At 68.1% G+C, this 19,008-nt stretch carries 22 protein-coding genes, 1 pseudogene and 1 riboswitch; of the genes and pseudogenes, 13 read left to right on the top strand and 10 right to left on the bottom strand.

From position 1 onward, the window contains the following. Window positions 1-129: 129 nt before the first annotated feature. Entirely contained in the window at window positions 130-1,005 is an 876-nt protein-coding gene (locus ACZYY4_RS21815; RefSeq protein ID WP_463812144.1) for an oxidoreductase, read from the bottom strand. A 10-nt stretch (window positions 1,006-1,015) separates the two neighbouring features. Next, on the bottom strand, window positions 1,016-1,693 hold the full coding sequence (locus ACZYY4_RS21810) for an ankyrin repeat domain-containing protein (protein WP_463812143.1): 678 nt from the start codon (window positions 1,691-1,693) through the stop codon (window positions 1,016-1,018). A 114-nt stretch (window positions 1,694-1,807) separates the two neighbouring features. On the opposite strand from ACZYY4_RS21810, the gene ACZYY4_RS21805 reads away from it, so the two are divergent. Both ACZYY4_RS21805 and ACZYY4_RS21800 read left to right on the top strand, forming a co-directional pair. Further along, the gene (locus tag ACZYY4_RS21805; RefSeq protein WP_463812142.1) at window positions 1,808-3,253 is read left to right on the top strand and encodes an ADP-ribosylglycohydrolase family protein; all 1,446 of its coding nucleotides are present in this window, start codon (window positions 1,808-1,810) and stop codon (window positions 3,251-3,253) included. Window positions 3,254-3,328: 75 nt separating this feature from the next. Continuing rightward, complete coding sequence (locus tag ACZYY4_RS21800; protein WP_463812141.1) at window positions 3,329-4,108, top strand: hypothetical protein; 780 nt, start codon at window positions 3,329-3,331, stop codon at window positions 4,106-4,108. Here ACZYY4_RS21800 and ACZYY4_RS21795 read toward each other — a convergent pair. The 5 genes from ACZYY4_RS21795 to ACZYY4_RS21775 form a co-directional block, all read right to left on the bottom strand. After that, window positions 4,083-4,385, bottom strand: a complete 303-nt coding sequence (locus ACZYY4_RS21795; RefSeq protein ID WP_463812140.1) for a hypothetical protein — start codon at window positions 4,383-4,385, stop codon at window positions 4,083-4,085. The genes ACZYY4_RS21800 and ACZYY4_RS21795 overlap by 26 nt on opposite strands. Then, complete coding sequence (locus ACZYY4_RS21790; RefSeq protein WP_463812139.1) at window positions 4,382-4,732, bottom strand: hypothetical protein; 351 nt, start codon at window positions 4,730-4,732, stop codon at window positions 4,382-4,384. Before ACZYY4_RS21790 ends, ACZYY4_RS21795 begins: the two co-directional genes overlap by 4 nt. 20 nt (window positions 4,733-4,752) lie before the next feature. Next, window positions 4,753-6,036, bottom strand: a complete 1,284-nt coding sequence (locus ACZYY4_RS21785) for a DUF4226 domain-containing protein (protein ID WP_463812138.1) — start codon at window positions 6,034-6,036, stop codon at window positions 4,753-4,755. Window positions 6,037-6,086: 50 nt separating this feature from the next. Next, window positions 6,087-6,896: an acyl-CoA thioesterase gene (locus tag ACZYY4_RS21780; protein ID WP_463812145.1), complete on the bottom strand. Its 810-nt coding sequence runs from the start codon at window positions 6,894-6,896 to the stop codon at window positions 6,087-6,089. Window positions 6,897-6,959: 63 nt separating this feature from the next. Next, complete coding sequence (locus ACZYY4_RS21775) at window positions 6,960-7,805, bottom strand: class I SAM-dependent methyltransferase (protein ID WP_463812137.1); 846 nt, start codon at window positions 7,803-7,805, stop codon at window positions 6,960-6,962. A gap of 41 nt (window positions 7,806-7,846) precedes the next feature. Between ACZYY4_RS21775 and ACZYY4_RS21770 the strand changes: the two genes are divergently transcribed. Then, the gene (locus ACZYY4_RS21770) at window positions 7,847-8,623 is read left to right on the top strand and encodes a thioesterase family protein (RefSeq protein ID WP_463812136.1); all 777 of its coding nucleotides are present in this window, start codon (window positions 7,847-7,849) and stop codon (window positions 8,621-8,623) included. A 10-nt stretch (window positions 8,624-8,633) separates the two neighbouring features. Next, entirely contained in the window at window positions 8,634-10,202 is a 1,569-nt protein-coding gene (locus ACZYY4_RS21765; protein ID WP_463812135.1) for an acyl-CoA carboxylase subunit beta, read from the top strand. Between the two features lie 2 nt (window positions 10,203-10,204). On the opposite strand, the gene ACZYY4_RS21760 is transcribed toward ACZYY4_RS21765, so the two are convergent. Beyond that, window positions 10,205-10,567: a DoxX family protein gene (locus ACZYY4_RS21760; protein WP_463812134.1), complete on the bottom strand. Its 363-nt coding sequence runs from the start codon at window positions 10,565-10,567 to the stop codon at window positions 10,205-10,207. Window positions 10,568-10,711: 144 nt separating this feature from the next. On the opposite strand from ACZYY4_RS21760, the gene ACZYY4_RS21755 reads away from it, so the two are divergent. Both ACZYY4_RS21755 and ACZYY4_RS21750 read left to right on the top strand, forming a co-directional pair. Further along, window positions 10,712-11,494, top strand: a complete 783-nt coding sequence (locus ACZYY4_RS21755; RefSeq protein WP_463812133.1) for an enoyl-CoA hydratase/isomerase family protein — start codon at window positions 10,712-10,714, stop codon at window positions 11,492-11,494. 5 nt (window positions 11,495-11,499) lie between these two features. After that, window positions 11,500-11,949 carry a hypothetical protein gene (locus ACZYY4_RS21750; RefSeq protein ID WP_463812132.1) on the top strand — a complete coding sequence of 150 codons (450 nt, stop codon included), beginning with the start codon at window positions 11,500-11,502 and terminating at the stop codon, window positions 11,947-11,949. 5 nt (window positions 11,950-11,954) lie between these two features. On the opposite strand, the gene ACZYY4_RS21745 is transcribed toward ACZYY4_RS21750, so the two are convergent. Further along, entirely contained in the window at window positions 11,955-12,740 is a 786-nt protein-coding gene (locus ACZYY4_RS21745; RefSeq protein WP_463812131.1) for a chymotrypsin family serine protease, read from the bottom strand. A 388-nt stretch (window positions 12,741-13,128) separates the two neighbouring features. Between ACZYY4_RS21745 and ACZYY4_RS21740 the strand changes: the two genes are divergently transcribed. From ACZYY4_RS21740 to ACZYY4_RS21720, 5 genes and pseudogenes are all read left to right on the top strand, one after another. Beyond that, entirely contained in the window at window positions 13,129-14,577 is a 1,449-nt protein-coding gene (locus tag ACZYY4_RS21740; RefSeq protein ID WP_463812130.1) for a protein adenylyltransferase SelO, read from the top strand. Between the two features lie 95 nt (window positions 14,578-14,672). Continuing rightward, window positions 14,673-14,816: a hypothetical protein gene (locus ACZYY4_RS21735; protein ID WP_463812129.1), complete on the top strand. Its 144-nt coding sequence runs from the start codon at window positions 14,673-14,675 to the stop codon at window positions 14,814-14,816. A gap of 77 nt (window positions 14,817-14,893) precedes the next feature. Then, window positions 14,894-15,023, top strand: a riboswitch (SAM riboswitch). Window positions 15,024-15,053: 30 nt separating this feature from the next. Continuing rightward, a complete protein-coding gene (locus ACZYY4_RS21730) occupies window positions 15,054-15,281 on the top strand; it encodes a hypothetical protein (RefSeq protein ID WP_463812128.1) in 228 nt (75 codons plus the stop codon). Between the two features lie 6 nt (window positions 15,282-15,287). Beyond that, entirely contained in the window at window positions 15,288-15,554 is a 267-nt protein-coding gene (locus ACZYY4_RS21725) for a hypothetical protein (protein ID WP_463812127.1), read from the top strand. Between the two features lie 96 nt (window positions 15,555-15,650). Then, window positions 15,651-16,610 (top strand): annotated as a pseudogene (locus tag ACZYY4_RS21720) (metallophosphoesterase); the annotation flags it as partial. 823 nt (window positions 16,611-17,433) lie between these two features. On the opposite strand, the gene ACZYY4_RS21715 reads toward ACZYY4_RS21720, so the two are convergent. Continuing rightward, on the bottom strand, window positions 17,434-18,216 hold the full coding sequence (locus ACZYY4_RS21715) for a S1 family peptidase (protein ID WP_463812126.1): 783 nt from the start codon (window positions 18,214-18,216) through the stop codon (window positions 17,434-17,436). A gap of 111 nt (window positions 18,217-18,327) precedes the next feature. On the opposite strand from ACZYY4_RS21715, the gene ACZYY4_RS21710 reads away from it, so the two are divergent. Next, window positions 18,328-18,567 carry a DUF6364 family protein gene (locus ACZYY4_RS21710; RefSeq protein WP_463812125.1) on the top strand — a complete coding sequence of 80 codons (240 nt, stop codon included), beginning with the start codon at window positions 18,328-18,330 and terminating at the stop codon, window positions 18,565-18,567. A 2-nt stretch (window positions 18,568-18,569) separates the two neighbouring features. Then, window positions 18,570-18,986, top strand: coding sequence for a PIN domain-containing protein (locus ACZYY4_RS21705; RefSeq protein ID WP_463812124.1), 417 nt, complete (start codon window positions 18,570-18,572; stop codon window positions 18,984-18,986). The last annotated feature ends 22 nt before the right edge of the window (window positions 18,987-19,008 follow it).

Here is a 19,008-nt window from a genome sequence, read left to right as displayed (position 1 = left end):
CACTGACGCCGCCTAACACCAGCACCGAGACCGCTCACCAGTCTTTGGTCACCTTGAATTTTCGAGTGAGGCGGGCACTACTCACATACCCCTCATGCGGTGACGGTTGTTGCTGTTGAGGCGACAAAGTCACAGCGGGTAGCTGACCCCGGTCATCTTCTCCGACTCCTCCCAGAGCCGGCGCCACAGCCGCTGATCCTGCGACAGCTTGCTCGACGGGCACGGGCCCACCGGGCCGCGCGCCTGGCCCAGCTTCGTGGGCCCCCAGTAGGTGTCCGGGTCGGCATCGGCGGTGGTGGCGGCGAAGACGGTCGACTCGGCGGCCCGCTCGGGCGACTGGCCGATGAGCGTCATGCCGTACTTGGAGAACAGGCCGGGCAGGCTCTTGTCGTTGTCGAACAGCCCGGTCGCCGACACCCCGGGATGCACCGCGTAGGAGCGCAGCGGCGAGCCGGCCGCGACCAGCCGGTGCTGCAGGTCGCGGGCGAACATCAGGTTGGCCAGCTTGGACTGCGCGTAGGCCAGGTTGCGCTGATAGAACCGGTGCTCGTAGTTGAGGTCGTCGATCCAGAACTTCGGGGTCTGCTTGTGCGCGATGCTCGACACCGTCACCACCCGGTCGCCGATGCGGTCCAGCAGCAGGCCGGTGAGCGCGAAATGGCCGAGGTGGTTGACGCCGAACTGCATCTCGAATCCGTCGGCGGTGCGTTTCATCGGGATGTTCATGATCCCGGCGTTGTTGACCAGCACATCGAAGGCGTTCTGTTGCGCGGCGAAGTCGCGCACCGAGGCCAGGCTGCCCAGATCCAGCGCCGCCACCCGCACGTCGCCGTCGATGCCGTCGGCGATCTGCTGGGCCTTGGCGGTGTTGCGGCAGGCCATCACCACGCTGGCGCCGTTGGCGACCAGGGTGCGGGTGACGACCTCACCCAGTCCGCCATTGGCGCCGGTCACCACGAAGGTGCGGCCATGCTGATCGGGGGTGTCCGCGAGTGTGAAAGCCATGACCGCAACGCTACCGCGACGGCCAGGCGACGCCTTCCGTGGTCAACACCACGCCCCGATGGGTGACCACCTGCGTCTGCCCTGCGGCCAGCGTCTCCAGGTAGCCGCATCGCAGCGTCACCCGGGCCCCGCCGGGCAGCCCCGGGATCGCGAAGCGCACCGAGCGGCCCGGCGCTTCGTGCAGCACCGCGACCGGCGGATAGCGCAGCGCCCGACGCAGATCGTGGTCGCTGTAGGCCCCCAGCAGCCCCGCGGTGCGGATGGCCCCGTCGATCGCCCACTCCAGGTTGGTGTCGAGGTCACGGATCCGGTCGGCGCCCAGCGGCGACGGCGGCGGGGCCAGCATCCAGGGCAGCTCCGCCGCGCGCCCGGCCTCCTCGGCTACGTCGCACGCGGTAAAGCCCCGGGCGTCGCGCAGGCAGCGCAGCGCGCCGCGTTCGATCAGCGCGGCAACGGCTTTCGTCGGAGCGCCGAGCAACGCCGCCTGGTGCAGCGGAGTGAGCCAGTTGGGGTTGCCGGGCCGCCACTCGTTGACGCTGAGCGCCGGGGTGGCATCGAGCAGATCGAACAGGGCCGGCCAGTCGCCGGCTTCGGCCGCATCGGCCAGTTTGTGCCCGGCGGTGATGGTGTCCTCCGGCAGCAGCGAAGGTTCCAGCACGCCGGGCCAATCTAAGGGTGGTTCGTCCATGGCTCGAACGTAGCCACGGGGACCGACAAAAACTGCCGGTCGTTCGGTGGAAAAAACTTGTCGGTGCCCGCCGATACCCTGATGTCAGCTGTTCTGAACGAAGGGGGAGTCGCCATGGGGCTTACTGCCGCACAACGTGATCGGGCCTGCGGGGCGCTGCTGGCCACCGCCGCCGGCGACGCCCTGGGCGCCGGGTATGAGTTCGACGGACCCCGCGGGCCCGACGAGCCGGTCGACATGATCGGCGGCGGGCTCGGGCCGTTTGCGCCCGGTGAGTGGACCGACGACACCTCGATGGCGATCGCGATCGCCGAAGTCGCCGCCACGGGTGCTGATCTGCGCTCCGAGGCGGCGCTGGACCGCGTCGTCGCCCGCTGGCTGGAGTGGTCTCGCGGCGCCAAAGACGTCGGCGTGCAAACCCGCTCGGTGCTCTCGGCGGCCGGCCGGCGGGGAATCAGCGCGCAGACCGCGTGGCAGGAGTCCGCAGCGCTGCATGAACACACCGGGCGCACCGCGGGCAACGGATCGCTGATGCGCACCGCGCCGGTGGCGCTGGCCTACCTCGACGACGAGGCCGGGCTGGTCGCGGCCGCCCGCTCGATCAGCGAGCTCACCCACTACGACCCGGACGCCGGGGATGCGTGCGTGCTGTGGTGCACCGCCATCCGGCACGCGGTGTTGACCGGGCAACTCGATGCGCGCATCGGGCTGCAACACCTCGACGCCGCGCGCCGGCAGGTGTGGGCGCAGCGCCTGGATGAGGCCGAAAGCACTCAGCCGAGCGCGTTTTCGCGCAACAACGGCTGGGTGGTGGCCGCGCTGCAGGGCGCCTGGTCGGCGATCACGGGCACCGGTGTCCCCGACGAGGATCCGGCCGCCGGGGTGTTCCGTGCCGATCACCTGCGCCTGGCGTTGGAGGCCACGGTGCGCGGCGGCGGTGACACCGACACGGTCGCTGCGATCGCCGGCGGGCTGTTGGGTGCGGCATACGGCGCGTCGGCGGTGCCGTCGTCCTGGCGTTTACAGCTCAATGGCTGGCCGGGGCTGCGGACCCGCGGCCTGAACCAGCTGGCCGACAAGATCATCGACAAGGGTGTGCCCGACAAGTTCGACTACACCTACAACAACTACGCCGAAGCCCGCCCCAGGGTGGTGCACCCGCACGACGACGGGGTCTGGATCGGCGGCATCGCCGCGCTGCACCGGCAGTCGGCCGACGTCGATGCGGTGGTGTCGCTGTGCCGCGTCGGTGACGACGACGTGCCGGCCGAGACGCCGCAACTCGACGTGCGGCTGATCGACAAGGAGGGGGAGAACCCGAACCTGGACTTCGTGCTGGTCGACACCGTACGGGCGATCGAGCAGTTGCGCGCCGAGGGCCGCACGGTGTTTGTGCACTGCGTGCAGGCCGCCAGCCGCACCCCAACCATCGCCGCGCTCTACGGGGCCCGCCGGGCCGGCATCAGCGCCGACGACGCGCTGCGGGATGTGCGTGCGGTGCTGCGGGATTCGTCGCCGAACGACGATTTCCGGGCGGCATTGGCAAGGCTGGCTCCGTAAAACTTGTCGGTGGTCGCCGATAGATTCGGCTTACAAGTACTTCCCCACGGGGGCTTGAGATTCGGGAGGTAATCCATGTCGCACTCGCCAGTCACCCGCGTCATCCTGCTCGGGGACCACGACACGGTGGCCGGCCGGGCCAAGTTGGCCAGAGACGCCGCCAAACGGCACTTCATGATCGTCGACGCGTTCGGGTTCGACGAGGGGGAGGCCGGCGGCACCGACGACCTGACCGAGGTCGACGCCGTGGTCGCCGCGCTGGGTCGCGCGATCGCCGGGCGGATGGACGTCTGGGTGCCGTTCCCCGGCCCGGACTTCATCCGGGAGCAGCACCTGCGGCGGCTGAGTCTGGTGCTGCAACGCCACGGTCGGAACCTGCTGCTGGTCCGGGATCTCATCCCGGCGCCCACGGACGGCGGCATGAACGAGATCGACTTCGCGCTGCGGCGGGAGGTGCAGGCCGTCGACGACCTCGACCAGGCGGTGCTGGCCGCCGAGGGCGCCAAGAGCCTCGGTCATGAGATCGAGCTGGCGCTGGTCAAGGGTCGGCCCCCGCAGTCGGTGCGGAAAACGCCGGAGGGCGCCCGAGCCGGCGTGCACCCGCTGCCGCCGATGCTGCCATCGCCGGCGGTGCCGTGGCCGGAACGCAAGCGACTGCTGAAGCGCTACGCGGGGTGGCTGGTGTACGGCTGCGGTGTCACCCAGGCGGCCACCGCGCGGGTGCTCAACTCGGCCGGGCAGCGCACCCCGACCGGCCGGGAGTGGAAACCGGGCACGGTGTCGAAGTTGCTCACCGGCAAGTACGACGACCCGGGTCGGGCCGGGGATTTCAGGCCAGATGCAGTAGCTGGGTGACAACGACTGGCGGGATGACGGCCAGGGCGATCGTCAGCGGTGTGGCCAGATAGCCGATCAGGATCCCGCGGCCGATTTGGGCCGCCTTGGCCCCACCTGTCTGGGACATGAAGAATCCGGTCGATACCACGACTACGGTCGCGATGCCCAAGCAGTACAGGCTGAGGATCCAATAGGGAAACCACACCCAGGTGACGGTCTCGACGATAGCGATGGTCGCCAGCGCGGCGAGGAAACCGTGCGGGCCGTAGCCGGTGTCGGTAGCCGGGGTGGTCATGCGTTCTGCAACCACGGCAGGAAAATCAGTGCGTAGAACAATCCGCTGATGAAGACCACCACGGCTGAGCCGCAGACGGCCAGACCTACACCGCGTCGACGCGGTGACTCCGCGCGCAACAACACCGAGCCGACCGCCAGCGCGGCGGCGGTCGACACGACGAACGCGGCCGCGGCCAGATAGCGAAACGCTGTCCCGTAAGAGAGTGGGGACCCACTCATCGCCAGCCAGCCGATACCGATTATCGCCGCGAGGACGATTTGGACGACGATCGGTGCCGATCGGGTGGCGCTCCTCCAGAAGGCGGGGTCGCTGTCGCGGATACGGGCCACTATGGCGTTGGGCATGCATCGGCTCCTTTCGGTGATCAGAGGGGGACACCGCCGGGTTTACCGGATGGTAAGGGTGCCGACGGTGGCGAGCTGGTCGGCCCGAAATCGGTGACGGGCAGTGGGGTTCGGACGTCGAACTGCGGATTCCAGCTCCCGCCGCGGTCGAACGGCGCAAACGCCTTGCCGCCGATACCGACGTCGTGGTGGAACGGAAGGTTGCGCAGTGGCCCGGTAGTGCTTCCGGACTGCGCCGGGTCGATCAACACCATCCGGCTGCTGCCGTTGGGCAGATCTTGGTACACCTCCAGCGACGGGTAATCCGTGCGGGTGCCGTCGACATGCACGCCACCCGGACCGGGGGTGAACACCAGGTCGCCGTTCACGCTCAGTCGGTGGCTTCCGAACGGGCCGCGCGGATCGGTGGTGATGCTCGGCGCCAGCGGGTTCGCCGCATCGTACTTGATTCGCACCGATCCATCGGGGGCTTGCGTCACGCCGCCTTGGGGCACACCGACTTTCACTTGCCCCGCAGAGCCGTCGCGATTGAGCTCGACCGACGGGTTCTGACGCATCACCACGACACCGTTGTCGTAGTCGACGTAAGTGGTGACCTTGGTGTCCTCGGGGTCGAACCGTGAGTTGGGTCCCCGGCCGTTGCCGGCATCGTGCGAGCCCAAACGGTCGACCCACGGCTGCTCAATAAACTGCGATGCCCGAACCACCCCCTGCCCCGCCACCGGATCGATTTTGACCACCCGAACCTCGGACTCCACACCCTGGAACCTGGGGTCGTAGGTGTGCGCATCCAGCGCGGCCGCAGTCGTCCAGTCGGAGGCCGACACCGGGTCGCGCCCGAAGACCTCTTTGAAGGCGTCAACCTGATTGAGCCGACGCTCGTCGGCTTGCGACGGCGCCTGCTTGTGCGTGACATGGTCGACGGCCTGGACGCCCGGTTTGCGCGGGTCCTCGATCAAGTAACCACCGCTCAGGGACCGCACCAGTTGAGCGCGGGATCGACTGTCGGCGAGCGTGTCGGCGACCACCTGGTTGATGTCGCGCGTCTTGGCGGTCAGGAACCGCTGGAACTGACGGGCGCCGGCGGGGGTGTCCAAGGCCAGCGCGCGATGGTTGGCCAGCGCCTCGCGGATCTCGGCCTCGATGCCGTCGAGTCGTTTGCGCCCGAGCACAGCCACCTGCGCGGCGCCGCGCGCCGTCGCCACGAAGGCTCGATCGGCCTGCGCGGACGCCTGCAGCCGACGTGCCAGGGTGGCCTCGCGTTCTCGCGCGGCATCGGCGTGGGCGCCGAGTTCCTCGGGCATACCCGGCACGCTAGTTCAGCCGTGGCGATCGCGGTATTCACCCGCGACGCTCAGTCCTTGAAATACACCAGTTGATGCGTGCTGGTCAGCAGCACACCGTCGCGCGACCACAGGTGCGCGCTCTGGTCGAAGTAGCCCCGCGAAAACCGGTTGGCGTGCGCGCTGGCCAGCACGAAATCATCACCCAGAGCATCGATTTCACTCTGATCGGCGTGAAAATAGGTGGTCAACGAGATGGTGCCCGCCGGAATGAAGCTGCCGCGGCGCAAAAACACCCGCGGGAAGAACACATCCGAGAGCGACGCCAGCGCGGCGAAGTCCAGGGGCCGGCCGTCGGCGTCGCGCACCCACAGCGTGGTGGTCGATGACGCGCTGGGCTCACCGGCCCTCAGCGGCACCGGGCCTTCGGTGAAACGCATGTCGTAGCGTTTGGCCCAGACGATGGCGTCGACGAACTTCCCGGAGTCGACATCCTCGGGGGCGGCGGCACGGGGCGGGTGGGTTTCGTCATCAGCCCAGGTGTCGCGGTGCAGGCCGAACAGCGCGGTCGCGGTGGTCTTGACCTCGTCGCCCTGGCGAAGTTCGAGCACCCAGTGCTGGTTGCTGCGATTGGTGCGGGCGGCCCGCAGTGCGATGTCGAACTCGCCATCGGCGATCGGCGCGGCGAAGTTGACCGTCAACGCCAGCGGGTCGCCGATGCGGTCGGGGTGGGATTCGATGGCGCGCAGCAGCACCGCCGCGGTGATCCCGCCGAACGGCCCGACCATGTTGGCCCACTCCGGCTCGGTGGCGCCCCGGACCAGGTCAGTGCCGACGGATTCAAGGCGCATGGCGCGGTCGAACGAGTGTGGGGTCAACAGGTGTCCTTACGGGTGATCGGAACGATATCCGTCACGCTATCGCGGGCGCCCTGCCGATCCTGCTCAGCCCGGATTGACCGCGCTGACCACCCAGGTATGCCCGGGAAACTTCACCGCCCCGTCGACCCGGTGCCGGCGCAGCTCGTCGCGTAGCTCTTCGACGAGCGCGGCCCAGCCGTCTTCGCCGAGCCGGCCCGCCAACTCGGTGCGGGCCTGCTGGCCGGTGCGGTTGGACAAGATCATCGTCAGGCGTTCCTCGACGCCGTCGCTGCCGTCGATGCTGAAGTCGCAGACCCCGTCGAACGCCTCCAGGTCGACGTCGCTCCAGCCGGCGTCGGTCAGGATGGCCCGCACCCGCTCGGCGTTGCCGAAAGCCAGCGGGCCCGCCGCGGTGGGATCGGCTGGTGCAGGCGGTGATTCCAGCCGCGCAGCCAGCAGGTCGACGCCCACGGAGAACATCGGGTTGTCGCCTTCGCGCCAGCACACGAACGCGAGCCGGGCTCGGGGCGCTGCCGCGCGACGGATGTTGGTGAACGCGGCCGTCGGGTCGTCGAAGAACATCACCCCGAACCGGGAGACGATCCGGTCGAACGCAGGCCGGCCCTCCCGCAGATCCATGGTCTGGGCATCCCCGAGTGACACGGTGGCCTCGGGCACCCGCCGACGGGCTGCGGCCACCATCGGCTCGGAGATGTCGACGCCGGCCGGGAGCGCCCCGAGCGCCACCGCCCGCTGCAGCAGAGTCCCTGAGCCGCAACCGATGTCGAGCACCCCGGCGCCGGAACCGATGTCGGCGGCCCGGATCACCGCGTCGGCGAACGGCGCCAGCGCCGCCTCGAAGATCGCCGCGTGATCGACCCAGTCCACACCTTGGGTCGCCCAGGACTGCTGCTGTTCCTCGTTCGCCATGGCCCTCAGCGTAGGGGGCGGGGGCGGCTAGCCTGAGATCCGTGGATGGCCAGGCGTTCTACACCCAGACCGGGCCCGGACGGTTCGACAGCTCACCGTCGACCGCCGGGCCGTGGAGTGCGTCGAGCCAGCACGGCGGGCCGCCGTCGGCGCTGCTGGCCCGCGAAATGGAGCGCTATCAGCCGCGCGACGGGCACCGGCTGGCGCGGGTGAGCATCGACATTCTGACCCCGGTGCCGGTGGGGCCGCTGAGCATCGCGGTGGAGGAGGTCCGCACCGGCAAACGGGTGCAGCTGCTGCAGGCCACCGCGCAGGCCGGCGGGCGCACGGTGCTGATCGGGCGGGCCTGGCGGATCGCCGCGGCCTCGGCCGACTTCCCCGTCGACGCCCCCGAGCCGGCACCGGGCGGGGACGAGCCGACCGCGCAGGCGTTCACGTTTCCCGACGGCTGGCATGCCGGCGGGTATCTGTCGGCGATCGACTGGTGCTTCGAGGGCGGCGGTTTCGCCGCGGACGGTCCGGCACGGGCCTGGGCGCGCCCGAATGTGGCGCTGGTCGACGGTGAGGTGATGACGCCGTGGCAGCGGGTGCTGACGGTGGGGGACTCCGGCAGCGGGATCAGCGCGTGCGCCCCGCCGGCGGAGCATCCGGCGATCAACTGCGATTTCGCGGTGGTGCTGCACCGCGATCCGGTGGGCCAGTGGATCGGGATGGACTCGCGCACGTGCGTGACGCCCGGGGCGGGGGCGATGACGCAGACGACGGTGTTCGATGCCGCCGGGACGGCAGGGCTGGCGACCCAGACGCTGGTGGTGTAGGAACCCCTTCATGCCCGACAGCCCGCTGCGCGACGACCATCTCGAGTTACTGCGCCGCCGTGCGCTGACCGAAGACGCCGCACGCCCGCAGGCGGTGCAACGCCGCCACGACGCCGGAGGCCGCACGGCGCGCGAGAACATCGCCGACCTGGTCGATCCCGGCACGTTCGTGGAGTACGGGCGCTTCGCGATCGCCGCCCAACGTGCCCGCCGTGACGTCGACGACCTGATCGCCAACACCCCCGCCGATGGAATGCTGGCCGGTACCGCCTCGATCAACGGCGCGTTGTTCGGGCGCGAACGCAGCGCTTGCGCGGTGCTGGCCTACGACTACACCGTGCTGGCCGGCACCCAGGGCGCGCTGGGCCACCTCAAGAAGGACCGGCTGTTCGCGTTGATCGAGAAGATGCTCCTGCCGACGGTGTTCTTCGCCGAAGGCGGCGGCGGACGCCCCGGCGACACCGACTATCCGACCGTGTCGTCACTGAATGTTCCGGCATTCGCGTTGTGGGCCAAGCTTTCCGGACTGGTCCCGCGTATCGCGGTGGTCAAGGGCCGCTGTTTCGCCGGCAACGCCGTCATCGCGGGCACCTCGGATCTGATCATCGCCACCGCCGACACGTCCATCGGCATGGCGGGCCCGGCGATGATCGCCGGCGGCGGCCTGGGCCACATCGCCCCCGATGACGTGGGACCGCTGTCCGTGCAGGCCCCCAACGGCGTCGTCGACGTCGTGGTGGCCGACGAAGCCGAAGCCGTAACGGTGACCAAGCAAGTCCTCGGCTACTTTCAGGGCGCAACCCCACCGGGCCCGGCCAGCGACCAGAACGCCTTGCGGACAATGATTCCCGATCGTGCCCGGCGCGCCTACCCGCTCAAACCGATCATCGAGACGATCACCGACACCGACTCGGTGACCTTCCTAAGGGAGAAGTTCGCACCCGAGATGGTCACCGCGCTGGCCCGTATCGAGGGCCGCCCGGTCGGCATCATCGGCAACAACACCATGGTGATGGCCGGCGCCATCACCGCCGGCGCATCGGACAAGGCCGCGCGTTTCCTGCAACTCTGCGACGCCTTCGGCCTGCCCGTGGTGTCGCTGGTCGACTGCCCCGGCTACATGGTCGGCCCCGGCGCCGAAGCAGAAGCCCTGGTACGAAAGGCATCTCGGCTCCTGGTGGCCGGCGCAGCGCTGCGGGTGCCGCTGATCGCGGTGATCCTGCGGCGCGGCTACGGGCTGGGTGCCCAGGCCATGATGGGCGGCAGCCTGCACGAACCCGTGCTCACGGTGGCCTGGCCCGGCGCGCACCTGGGGCCGATGGGACTCGAAGGTGCGGTCCGGTTGGGGCTGCGCAAGGAACTCGAGGCCATCGCCGACGACGACGAGCGGGAGGAACGAGTCCGGCAGGCCACCGCCGCCGCCGAGGAGCACGCCAAAGCCCTCAATGCCGCAGCGATTTTCGAGATCGACGACGTCATCGATCCCGCCGAGACCCGCTCGCTGATCGCCGCCACACTCGCGGTGTCGGTTGCGGTCGGGCAGGACGCGCCGCGGCCGCGCTTCGTCGACACGTTCTGAGTTCAGAGCAGAGATCCGGCCACCACGAAGGCGGCCACACCGAACAGCACGGCGTTCAGCGCGACGCTCCACGGCTCCTGTAGCCGGGAATGCGCCCAGGCGGCGCCGACCATCACCACGCACAATCCCGCGGCGGCCAGCGGCGTCAGCACCTGCCCGACCCCGGTGAGCCGTGGCGCCACGAGCCCGACGGCCGCCAGCAGTTCCATCGCCGCGGTGAAACGCACCACCGGCATGGGAAACATCGCCACCCCGGTCTGGCCGGTGGCAAGCAATCGCTCGCGGGGCATCGTGATTTTGGCGGTTCCCGATGCGGCGAATACCGCGGCCAGGACGAGTTGGGCGGCCCACAGTGCACTGTTCATCGTTTCAATCCTTTCTATTTTGGGTGTCCCTCGGTAAGACGGTCGGGGACCGCGGATTGTGACACCGCGCTGGTGTCACGTTCGGCGGTGCTGGATCGTCTAGTGAAGTGACGGGCTCATCACCGTGGGGAGGTGCAATCCGGCATGAGCGATTATCAGGCCATCCGTTATGACCGGCGCGGGCACGTCGGCACGCTCACGTTGGCACGCCCGCACAAGCGCAACGCGCTGAATCCTGCGATGCGCGCCGAGCTGGTTCAGCTCGGTGGGCAGCTGAGGGCCGACGAGACACTGCGATGTCTAGTCATCACCGGCGACGGACCGTCGTTTTCGGCCGGCATCGACCTGGTCGAAGACATGGCCGGCACGCTGGCCGCGCTCGCCCAGCGACCCCTCGACGACAAGACCGTGGATCTGGGACTTGAGGTGGCCGGGGTCTTCGAGTGGATTCCCCAGCTGGGCTGTCCCAGCATCGCCGCGGTGCGCGGCCACGCCTACGGGGCGGGCCTGCAGCTCGCGTTGGCCTGCGATTTCCGCATCTTCAGCCAGAGTGCCCGGGTCGGGTTGACCGAGACCCGCTACGGTCTGCTGCCCGACATGGGTGCGACGTTTCGGCTGCCGCGCATTGTCGGGGAAGGCCGGGCCAGGGAATTGATCCTGCTCGGTGAGGTGATCGGTGCCGATGAGGCGCTGCGGATCGGGTTGGCCAACCGGATGGTTGGCGATAACGAACTCGATTCGGCGGCTTTCGAATTCGCCGAACGCCTGGCAGGTCAGCCGCCGCTGGCGGTCCGTGGGGCGCGGCGCGCTATGGAGGCCGGTCGTGGTTGGGATGACGTGGCTAGCTTGCGCGCGGCGGTCGCCGAGCAGGCACGCTGTCTGGCATCCGAAAGGTTCAAGCAGGCCAATTCGACCGAGAGAGGGTGATCGCTATGACCATCGACCTGCCCTACATCGACGAGCACACGGTACGCATCGACGCACCGCGCAATGTCGTGTGGACCGGCCTGCACCGGTACATCGAGTCCATGCTGCGCGGAACCGAGCGCAATCCCCTTGTCGCGCTGCTCGGCCCGCAACCCCGGGCCGGTTTCGACGTGGTGGAAAGTGTCGAGCAGCAGCGGCTCAGTCTGGCCGGGCGGCACCGCTTCTCGCGTTATCGGCTGGTCTTGGAGCTGAGCGATGCGTCTGCCGGCGGCACGTGCGTGCATGCCCGGTCCTATGCGGCCTTCCCGGGGCTGCACGGGCGCGCCTATCGTGCGCTGGTGATTGGGACGCGGCTACACGTCGTGGCGACGAATCAAATGTTGCGTTGGATTCGTGCTGCGGCGTTGAAGACGGCGCGAGGTGAGTCTGCTGGACCGGCTTATTCGGTCAGGTAGCCGCATCAGCGCCCGGCCGTGGTGTCCAGTGTCAGCTCCCACGCCGACAGCCACGGCGTGATGGTCTGGGCGATCGAGAACGGGTGTGGGTCTTCGCACTTCGGCTCGGAGTAGGTGCCGTCGGAGACCGCGATGTAGATGCCGACCGCCTCGGCGGTGCCGTCATCACCGAGCCGATACACCGGCCCGCCCGAGTCGCCGCAGGTACCGCCGGCTTCAAACCGGACCTTGTTCACCTCGGCGGCCACCACCGGCCCGCACACCGGCCCGCCGCTGCGGATCCCGAAGTGACACAGCACATCACCGACATCGACCCGCGCTGCCACACCTGTCACCGGATGCCCGTCGACGACCGAAGTCAGAGGGATCTTGCCCGGATCATCCAGGGTGATCAGCCCGATGTCGTAGTCGTCCCAGTTGCTGCCGTCGTACACGGTTTCGGTGAACGTGCCGATATTGTGGTAGGCGAAAGCACCACCATGGCGGATCACCACCTGCCCGGCTCCGCCGTCGGGGTTGCAGTGTCCGGCCGCCAGCAGCCCGGACCGACCGTCGCGGGTGCGCACCAGAAACCCCGCGGTGCAACTGACCGAGTTGCCGTCGCCGGCGGGAGAGACGTCGATGCCGATGCCCGGCCCGATCGCGTGCGCCTGCGGGATCGGGATCTGCGGGCGCATCGGATGGAGGCGGTTGGCCTGGATCAGGCCGATGAAGATCGCGGCCACGACGAGCGCGATCCCGATCCGCCACGCCGCGGTCTTGGCCGTATCCCAGCGGCGCCGATCCGTCACCGTCGCAAGGGTAGCGGCACACATAGCGCCGTCGTCGTCGGTGTGCCCGGCTATTGCGAGAGTTGGCCGGCGAGTTCGGGTTCTGGCCTGCCACTACCGACGCCCACGACATCGAACGTCACCGCAGACAGTGCGCGGAGACCGACGTGCAGCATCGGGGATGGCTGCGTGAATACGGGCCAGCGGGTTCCAAACGCAATAGGTGGGCGCACCTCAAAACCGGCCGACGTCCGGTCATATAACCGATCCCAGAACGTATCTGTGTCGTCATGACGAGCGGCATCCGTGCTATCCGATCCGAACCTCACACACCCCGACTCCGGCGGTACGGATGTGGTGGATGTGACGCCAGCCTGAATGGCGGCCGATCTGCCCGTAGGCTGGCGGAGTGCCACCCCCGCTGCTGACCGCCGACTTCGCCCGCGAGTTCCCCGAGCTGGCCACCCCGTGGCAGGCCGCCGCCCCGCCCGACCCGAAGCTACTGGTGTTCAACGAACCCCTAGCCGACGAACTGGGCCTCGACCCGGATTGGCTGCGTAGCTCTGCCGGTCTAAAGCTGTTGACCGGCACCGATATTCCCGAAGGCGCCGTCCCGGTGTCGCAGGCCTACGCCGGTCACCAGTTCGGCAATTACGTCCCATTGCTCGGCGACGGGCGCGCCCTGCTACTCGGCGAACTGGCCGGTGACCACCGCCGCGACATCCACCTCAAGGGCTCCGGACCCACACCGTTCGCCCGCGGCGGCGACGGCTTGGCCGTGGTCGGCCCGATGCTGCGCGAATACGTGATCAGCGAAGCCATGCACGCCCTCGGTGTACCCACCACGCGGTCCCTGGCCGTCGTCGCCACCGGAACCCAGGTGCGGCGAGAGGGCCTGCTACCCGGGGCGGTGCTGACCCGTATCGCCGCCAGCCACCTGCGGGTGGGCAGCTTCCAGCTCGTCGCCCAGCAGGCCCGCTCTACCGGTGATCTGAGGTTGCTGCGCCGGCTGGCCGACTACGCGATCACCCGCCACCACCCCGAGGCTGCGCAGGCCGAAAACCCTTATCTCGCACTGTTTCAAGCGGTACTCGAGGCCCAGGCGTCGCTGATCGCGAAATGGATGCTGGTCGGGTTCGTGCACGGGGTGATGAACACCGACAACATGACGATCTCCGGTGAGACCATCGACTACGGGCCATGCGCGTTCATGGAGGCCTACGACCCGGCGACGGTCTTCAGCTCCATCGACCACGCCGGCCGTTACGCCTACGGCAATCAGCCGCTGGTCGCGCAGTGGAACCTGGCTCGCTTCGCCGAGACCATCCTGCCGCTGTTCGCCGACACCGAGGAGCTGGCGCTGTCGGTGGCGGTGGAAACCCTGGAGGGGTTCATGCCGCGCTATCACGGCTACTGGTCGGCCGGAATGCTGGCCAAGTTCGGGCTGGCCGGCAGCGTGGAGGCCGCCGCCCTGATCGATCAGGCGCTGGCGCTGCTCAAGGACAACGTCGTCGACTACACCTCGTTCTTCCGGGCTTTGAGCGCGTCGGGCCGCGGGAATGTCGGCGGGGTGTTGGCGGACAACATCTTTGGCGACGGTGCCTTTGACGACTGGCTGACGCACTGGCGTTCGCTCGGCCCGGACGTCGACGCGATGGACCGGGTCAATCCGGTCTACATCCCGCGCAACCATCTGGTGGAGCAGGCCCTGACGGCGGCGATGCGCGGCGACCTCGACCCGGTCCGAAAGCTGCTGGAGGTGCTCGCCGAGCCGTACCGGGAGCGCGACGGCCTGCAGGACTACGCCGCGCCGGCGCCGCCGGAATTCGGTGGGTATCGGACGTTCTGCGGGACGTGAGCTCCATCTGACGGCGCCCACCGGCACGCTCAGCCCGGATTGACCGCGGTGACCACCCAGGTGCGGCCCGGGAACTTCACCACACCGTCGACCCGGTGGCGGCGCAAGGCGTGGCGGGCCTGCCGCCCGGTGGAGTGGACAGGATGGCCCGCACCCGCTCGCTGATCGCTGCCACCCTGGCGGCGTCGGTAGCGGTGGGGCAGGATGCGGCGCGGCCCCGCTTCGTCGACACGTTCTGAGGGCTTCAGCGCAGCGCTTCGAGTGCAACCGCCCGATGACCGCACCGTTGTCGGTGCATTCGGCTATCCTCGAAACAGCTCAAGAGTGGACGACAGTTCGGGTACCTGACCCGTCGTCCCGTCGTCCCGTCGTCCCGGCAGCCGCGCCACTACCGCACGGTGCCCCAGGGGAAGAGCCGGCACGCGGAGAGCGTGCAAGGGGTGGATGCCCGGGAGCGGCACCGCCGGAAAGGTGACATGTCCGAACTGGATTTGGCCCTCCTGCAAGAGTTGGCCGGCGAGTTCGGGTTCTGGCCGGCCACCACCGATCTGCGCGACATCGAACGTCACCGCCGACAGTGCGACGAGACCGACGCGCACCACCGGCACTGGCTGCGCGAGTACGGACCGGACGGCGCCAAACGCAACAGGTGGCGGAACCTGTCGAGGGAAACCGGTGATCGCGATGCTCGTTGGCCTAGGTAGGCCGACGTGAATTACGTCAGGCCCGCCTATCGCGAGCGCCTCGGGTCGTTCACTGATGCCGAGTTGCTGGACTACGCCAGGCGCAAGCACGCAAACCCGTATCTGACTTTGGGCATGGCAAAAGAGCTGCGCAAGTTGGAATTCCAATACCATCATCTCGCCGCGGCTGCTGCCAAACGTGCGGACGAAGGCCGAGAGGAGCGGCGCCGGCGGCTGCGGGCGTTGCTGTTCTCGGCAAGTCCGATTGAGCTGACGAGCGGGGGCGACTCGTGAGATCCGTTGAGGGCGAGGAAGGTCGACGGGAAGCCCGAGTCCCCTTGTCGGTGCCTGCTGAAAGAATTCAGATGCAACGGAGAGGAAGGTCCACAAATGGCTGATTCCACGGTGCAGGCCTACGACATCATCGGCGACGTCCACGGCTGCGCAACCGAGCTCGAGGCGCTGCTGGGCGAGCTGGGCTACGAGATTGCCGAGGGCACAAGCGAATACCGACACCCCGATCGGCAGGCGATCTTCGTCGGTGACCTGATTGACCGTGGCGACGAACAGTCGCGGGTGCTGGAGGTGGTCAGGGCTATGGTTGATGCTGGCAGCGCGCAGATCGTGATGGGCAACCACGAGTTCAATGCGCTGGGTTATCACACCGAATGGCCGGTGGGCAGCGGTGAGTACCTGCGCTCGCACTCACCGAAGCACATCGACCAGCACCAGGCATTCCTCGACCAGCTCGACGATGACGAGCAGCGCTACTACCTGGACTGGTTCGCCACCTTCCCGCTGTGGCTGGATCTGAAGGGACTGCGGGTAATCCACGCCTGCTGGCATAAGGAGTCGATCGCGGAGGTGCTGGCGCGTTGCAAATCGGTGGCGCCGTTCACCAACAGGGATCACCTGGTGGCAGCCAGCACCAAGGGAGACCCGCTCTACGACGCGATCGAGAACCTGCTCAAGGGCCCGGAGATCAGCCTGGTCAAGCAGGGCTACCCGGCTTACAAGGACAAGGGTGGCCATACTCGGCCCGACGCCCGCACCCGGTGGTGGGACAGCGAGGCACGCACGCTGCGCGACGTCGCGGTAATGGATGGCGTCCGTGTGACCGTCGACGGCGACCCCTATCCGGAGTTGCCGGAACGGAAAATCGACGTCCAGTCCTGTGTCTACACCGGGGAGGTCCCGGTGTTTTACGGCCACTACTGGCGGCAGGGCGACCCCGAGTTGCGGCGGGACTGGACCGAGCGCACCGCCTGCGTCGACTTCAGCGTGGTCAAAGGCGGCGCGCTGACCGCCTACCGGTGGTCCGGGGAGTCCGCGATCGACCCGGAGAACTACCACCAGCTCCGAGCGCATTGGAATATCCCCACCCTCGCCCTGGTGTGGGATGCCGAGAGCCGGGCGATCATCGCGGGCGCCGACCGGATCGATGCGCTCGCCGATGCCGACCGCTCCCGCGCTCTGGCTGTGCTCAGCCACCGGGTGGGTGCGCTGGCCCGTGGGATTGATGACGACTGGCTGGTGGCCACCGCCTTCTTCATGGTCGAGGATCTGTACAAGTCGTGTTTTCGACAGTTCCGCTGGTCGGCGGGTGTGGCCGATTACATCGCCGCCACGGCAGGCGTGGTCATGCAGGAATTGACCCGGCGTGGATTCGTCCTTCACTACGTCATCGGCAATACCCAGACGGCGGCCGATCTCGCGGGCTGGCTCGAGGTGCTGCCGTGGGTCTTTCAGTCCGCGGGTTTGGCAGTCACCGGGCCGCAGCTGATGGCGCAGCGACTCATGGAAGATGACGGCCACTCCCGCGCAGACATCGGCGCGCTTGCGCGCTACCGCGACGAAGGCCACCTGTTGGCCGATCAGCTGATCGCGCGGTGCCACCAAGAGCGTCGGTCGTCGGTGTATCTGAATCTCGACCTCGACGACGACACTCCGGGGCTGGCTCTGGATGTGGCGTTATCACCAACGAAGCAGCCCGGGACCATCATGGTTTTTCGGACCGAGGCGCCGACCATCGGGTCGGTCGCGCGGATCGCCCCGCCACCCGGGGTGACCCTGCCGGTGGGTGCGTGTCGGGAGACGGCAAGCGAAACCCCGTGAGGCTCGGTAAAAGTTCGGAGGACCTCACCGCCCTAGCCGGATTGGCCGCCTTGCGTAGCTAAGACGCATCCGCGGTGGCCAGCGTCAGCTCCCAGGCTGCGAGCCACGGCTTGATCAGCTGCGCGACGGAGTAGGTATGGTCCCCGTCGCAGGTCGGCTCGGAATAGTCACCGTTGGACACCGCGGTGAAGATCCCGACCGCTTCGGCGGTGCCCTCGGGCCGTAGCCGGTAGGCCGGGCCGCCGGAGTCGCCGCAGGTTCCGGTCGCGGTGAACCGGACCTTGTTCTCCTCGCTGGCCACCACCGGCCCGCACCGCGGTTCGCCGCTGCGGATTCCGAAATGGCACAGCGTGTCGCCGATGTCGACCTGGTCGGCCAGGCCGGTCACCGGGTGCCCGTCGACCTCGGCGGTCAGCGGGATCTTGTCGGGGTGATCCAGCGCGATCAGCCCGATGTCGTAGTCGTTCCAGTTGTTGCCGTCGTAGATGGTTTCGGTGAAGGTGCCGATGGCCGGATATTTGTAGAGGCCGCCGTGATGGATGGCCACCGTGCCGGCCCCGCCGGGCTTGTTGCAGTGCCCGGCGGACAGCAGCCCGGGCCGGCCGTCCTTGGTGCGCACCAGAAAGCCTGCGGTGCAGCTGATGGCCTCGGAGCCGTCGGTGGGGGTGATGTTGATGCCGATTCCGGGACCGATCGCCTCGGCCGTCGGCAGCGGGATCAGCTGCCGCACCGGGTGGGCGCGACTGGCCCACACCGTTCCGACGAAGATCGCGACGACGACGACCGCGATCGCCAGCCGGGTGAGCAGGGTTTTGAGGGGGAGCCGTCGGGAGGCAGCCATTCAGGTGTGCTCCCGGGATGCTTGTTGCGGGGGGATGGTTCGACTGTACGAGGTGTCGATTGGTCCAGCCGGTATACGACGCGACTGTGATTCAGTGCTACACTGAATCACATGTCAACGAAGAACATCACGCTCTCGATGCCTGAAGAGCTGGTGCGTCGTGCGAAGGTGCTGGCAGCACAGCGCGATACTTCGGTGTCGAGTCTGGTTGCGCGGCTGCTCGAACAACTGGTCGGAGACGTGCCCGACTATGACGAGGTGTGGCAACGCGAGCGCGAGCTGATGAGTTCGGGGCTGGGCTTGCAGCTCGGACCAACCACGTGGTCCCGCGACGATCTTCATGAACGGTGACCATGGAGTTCGTCGACACGAACATCCTGCTCTACGCATACGACCCTGATGCCGGCGAACGGCATGCAGTGGCCAGCGCACTGGTCGACCGCCTGTGGAGCGAACGCCGCGGTGCGCTCAGTGTGCAGGTTCTGCAGGAGTTTTACGTCAACGCGACGCGCAAGGCCGCGAAGACGATAGATCCCGAGCAAGCGGCGGATCGGCTCAGGAGCTTGTCCCGGTGGCGTGTGCACTCTCCGCTGGCCGACGACGTCATCGCCGCAGTGACGTTGTCGACCCGCTACCAGTTGTCCTTCTGGGACGCCATGATCGTCCGCAGCGCTGCCGAATTACGGTGCGACACATTGTGGACAGCGGATCTCAACGACGGCCAGGTCATCGAGGGAGTGCGGCTGACCAATCCGTTCAGCTCCACGTGACTTCCCGCTGTCCACGGGTCAC

This window comes from Mycobacterium sp. IDUB_21 (assembly GCF_055419425.1).
Note: the sequence above shows the minus strand (reverse complement) of the source record. Positions and strands in the feature narration are given on the sequence as shown.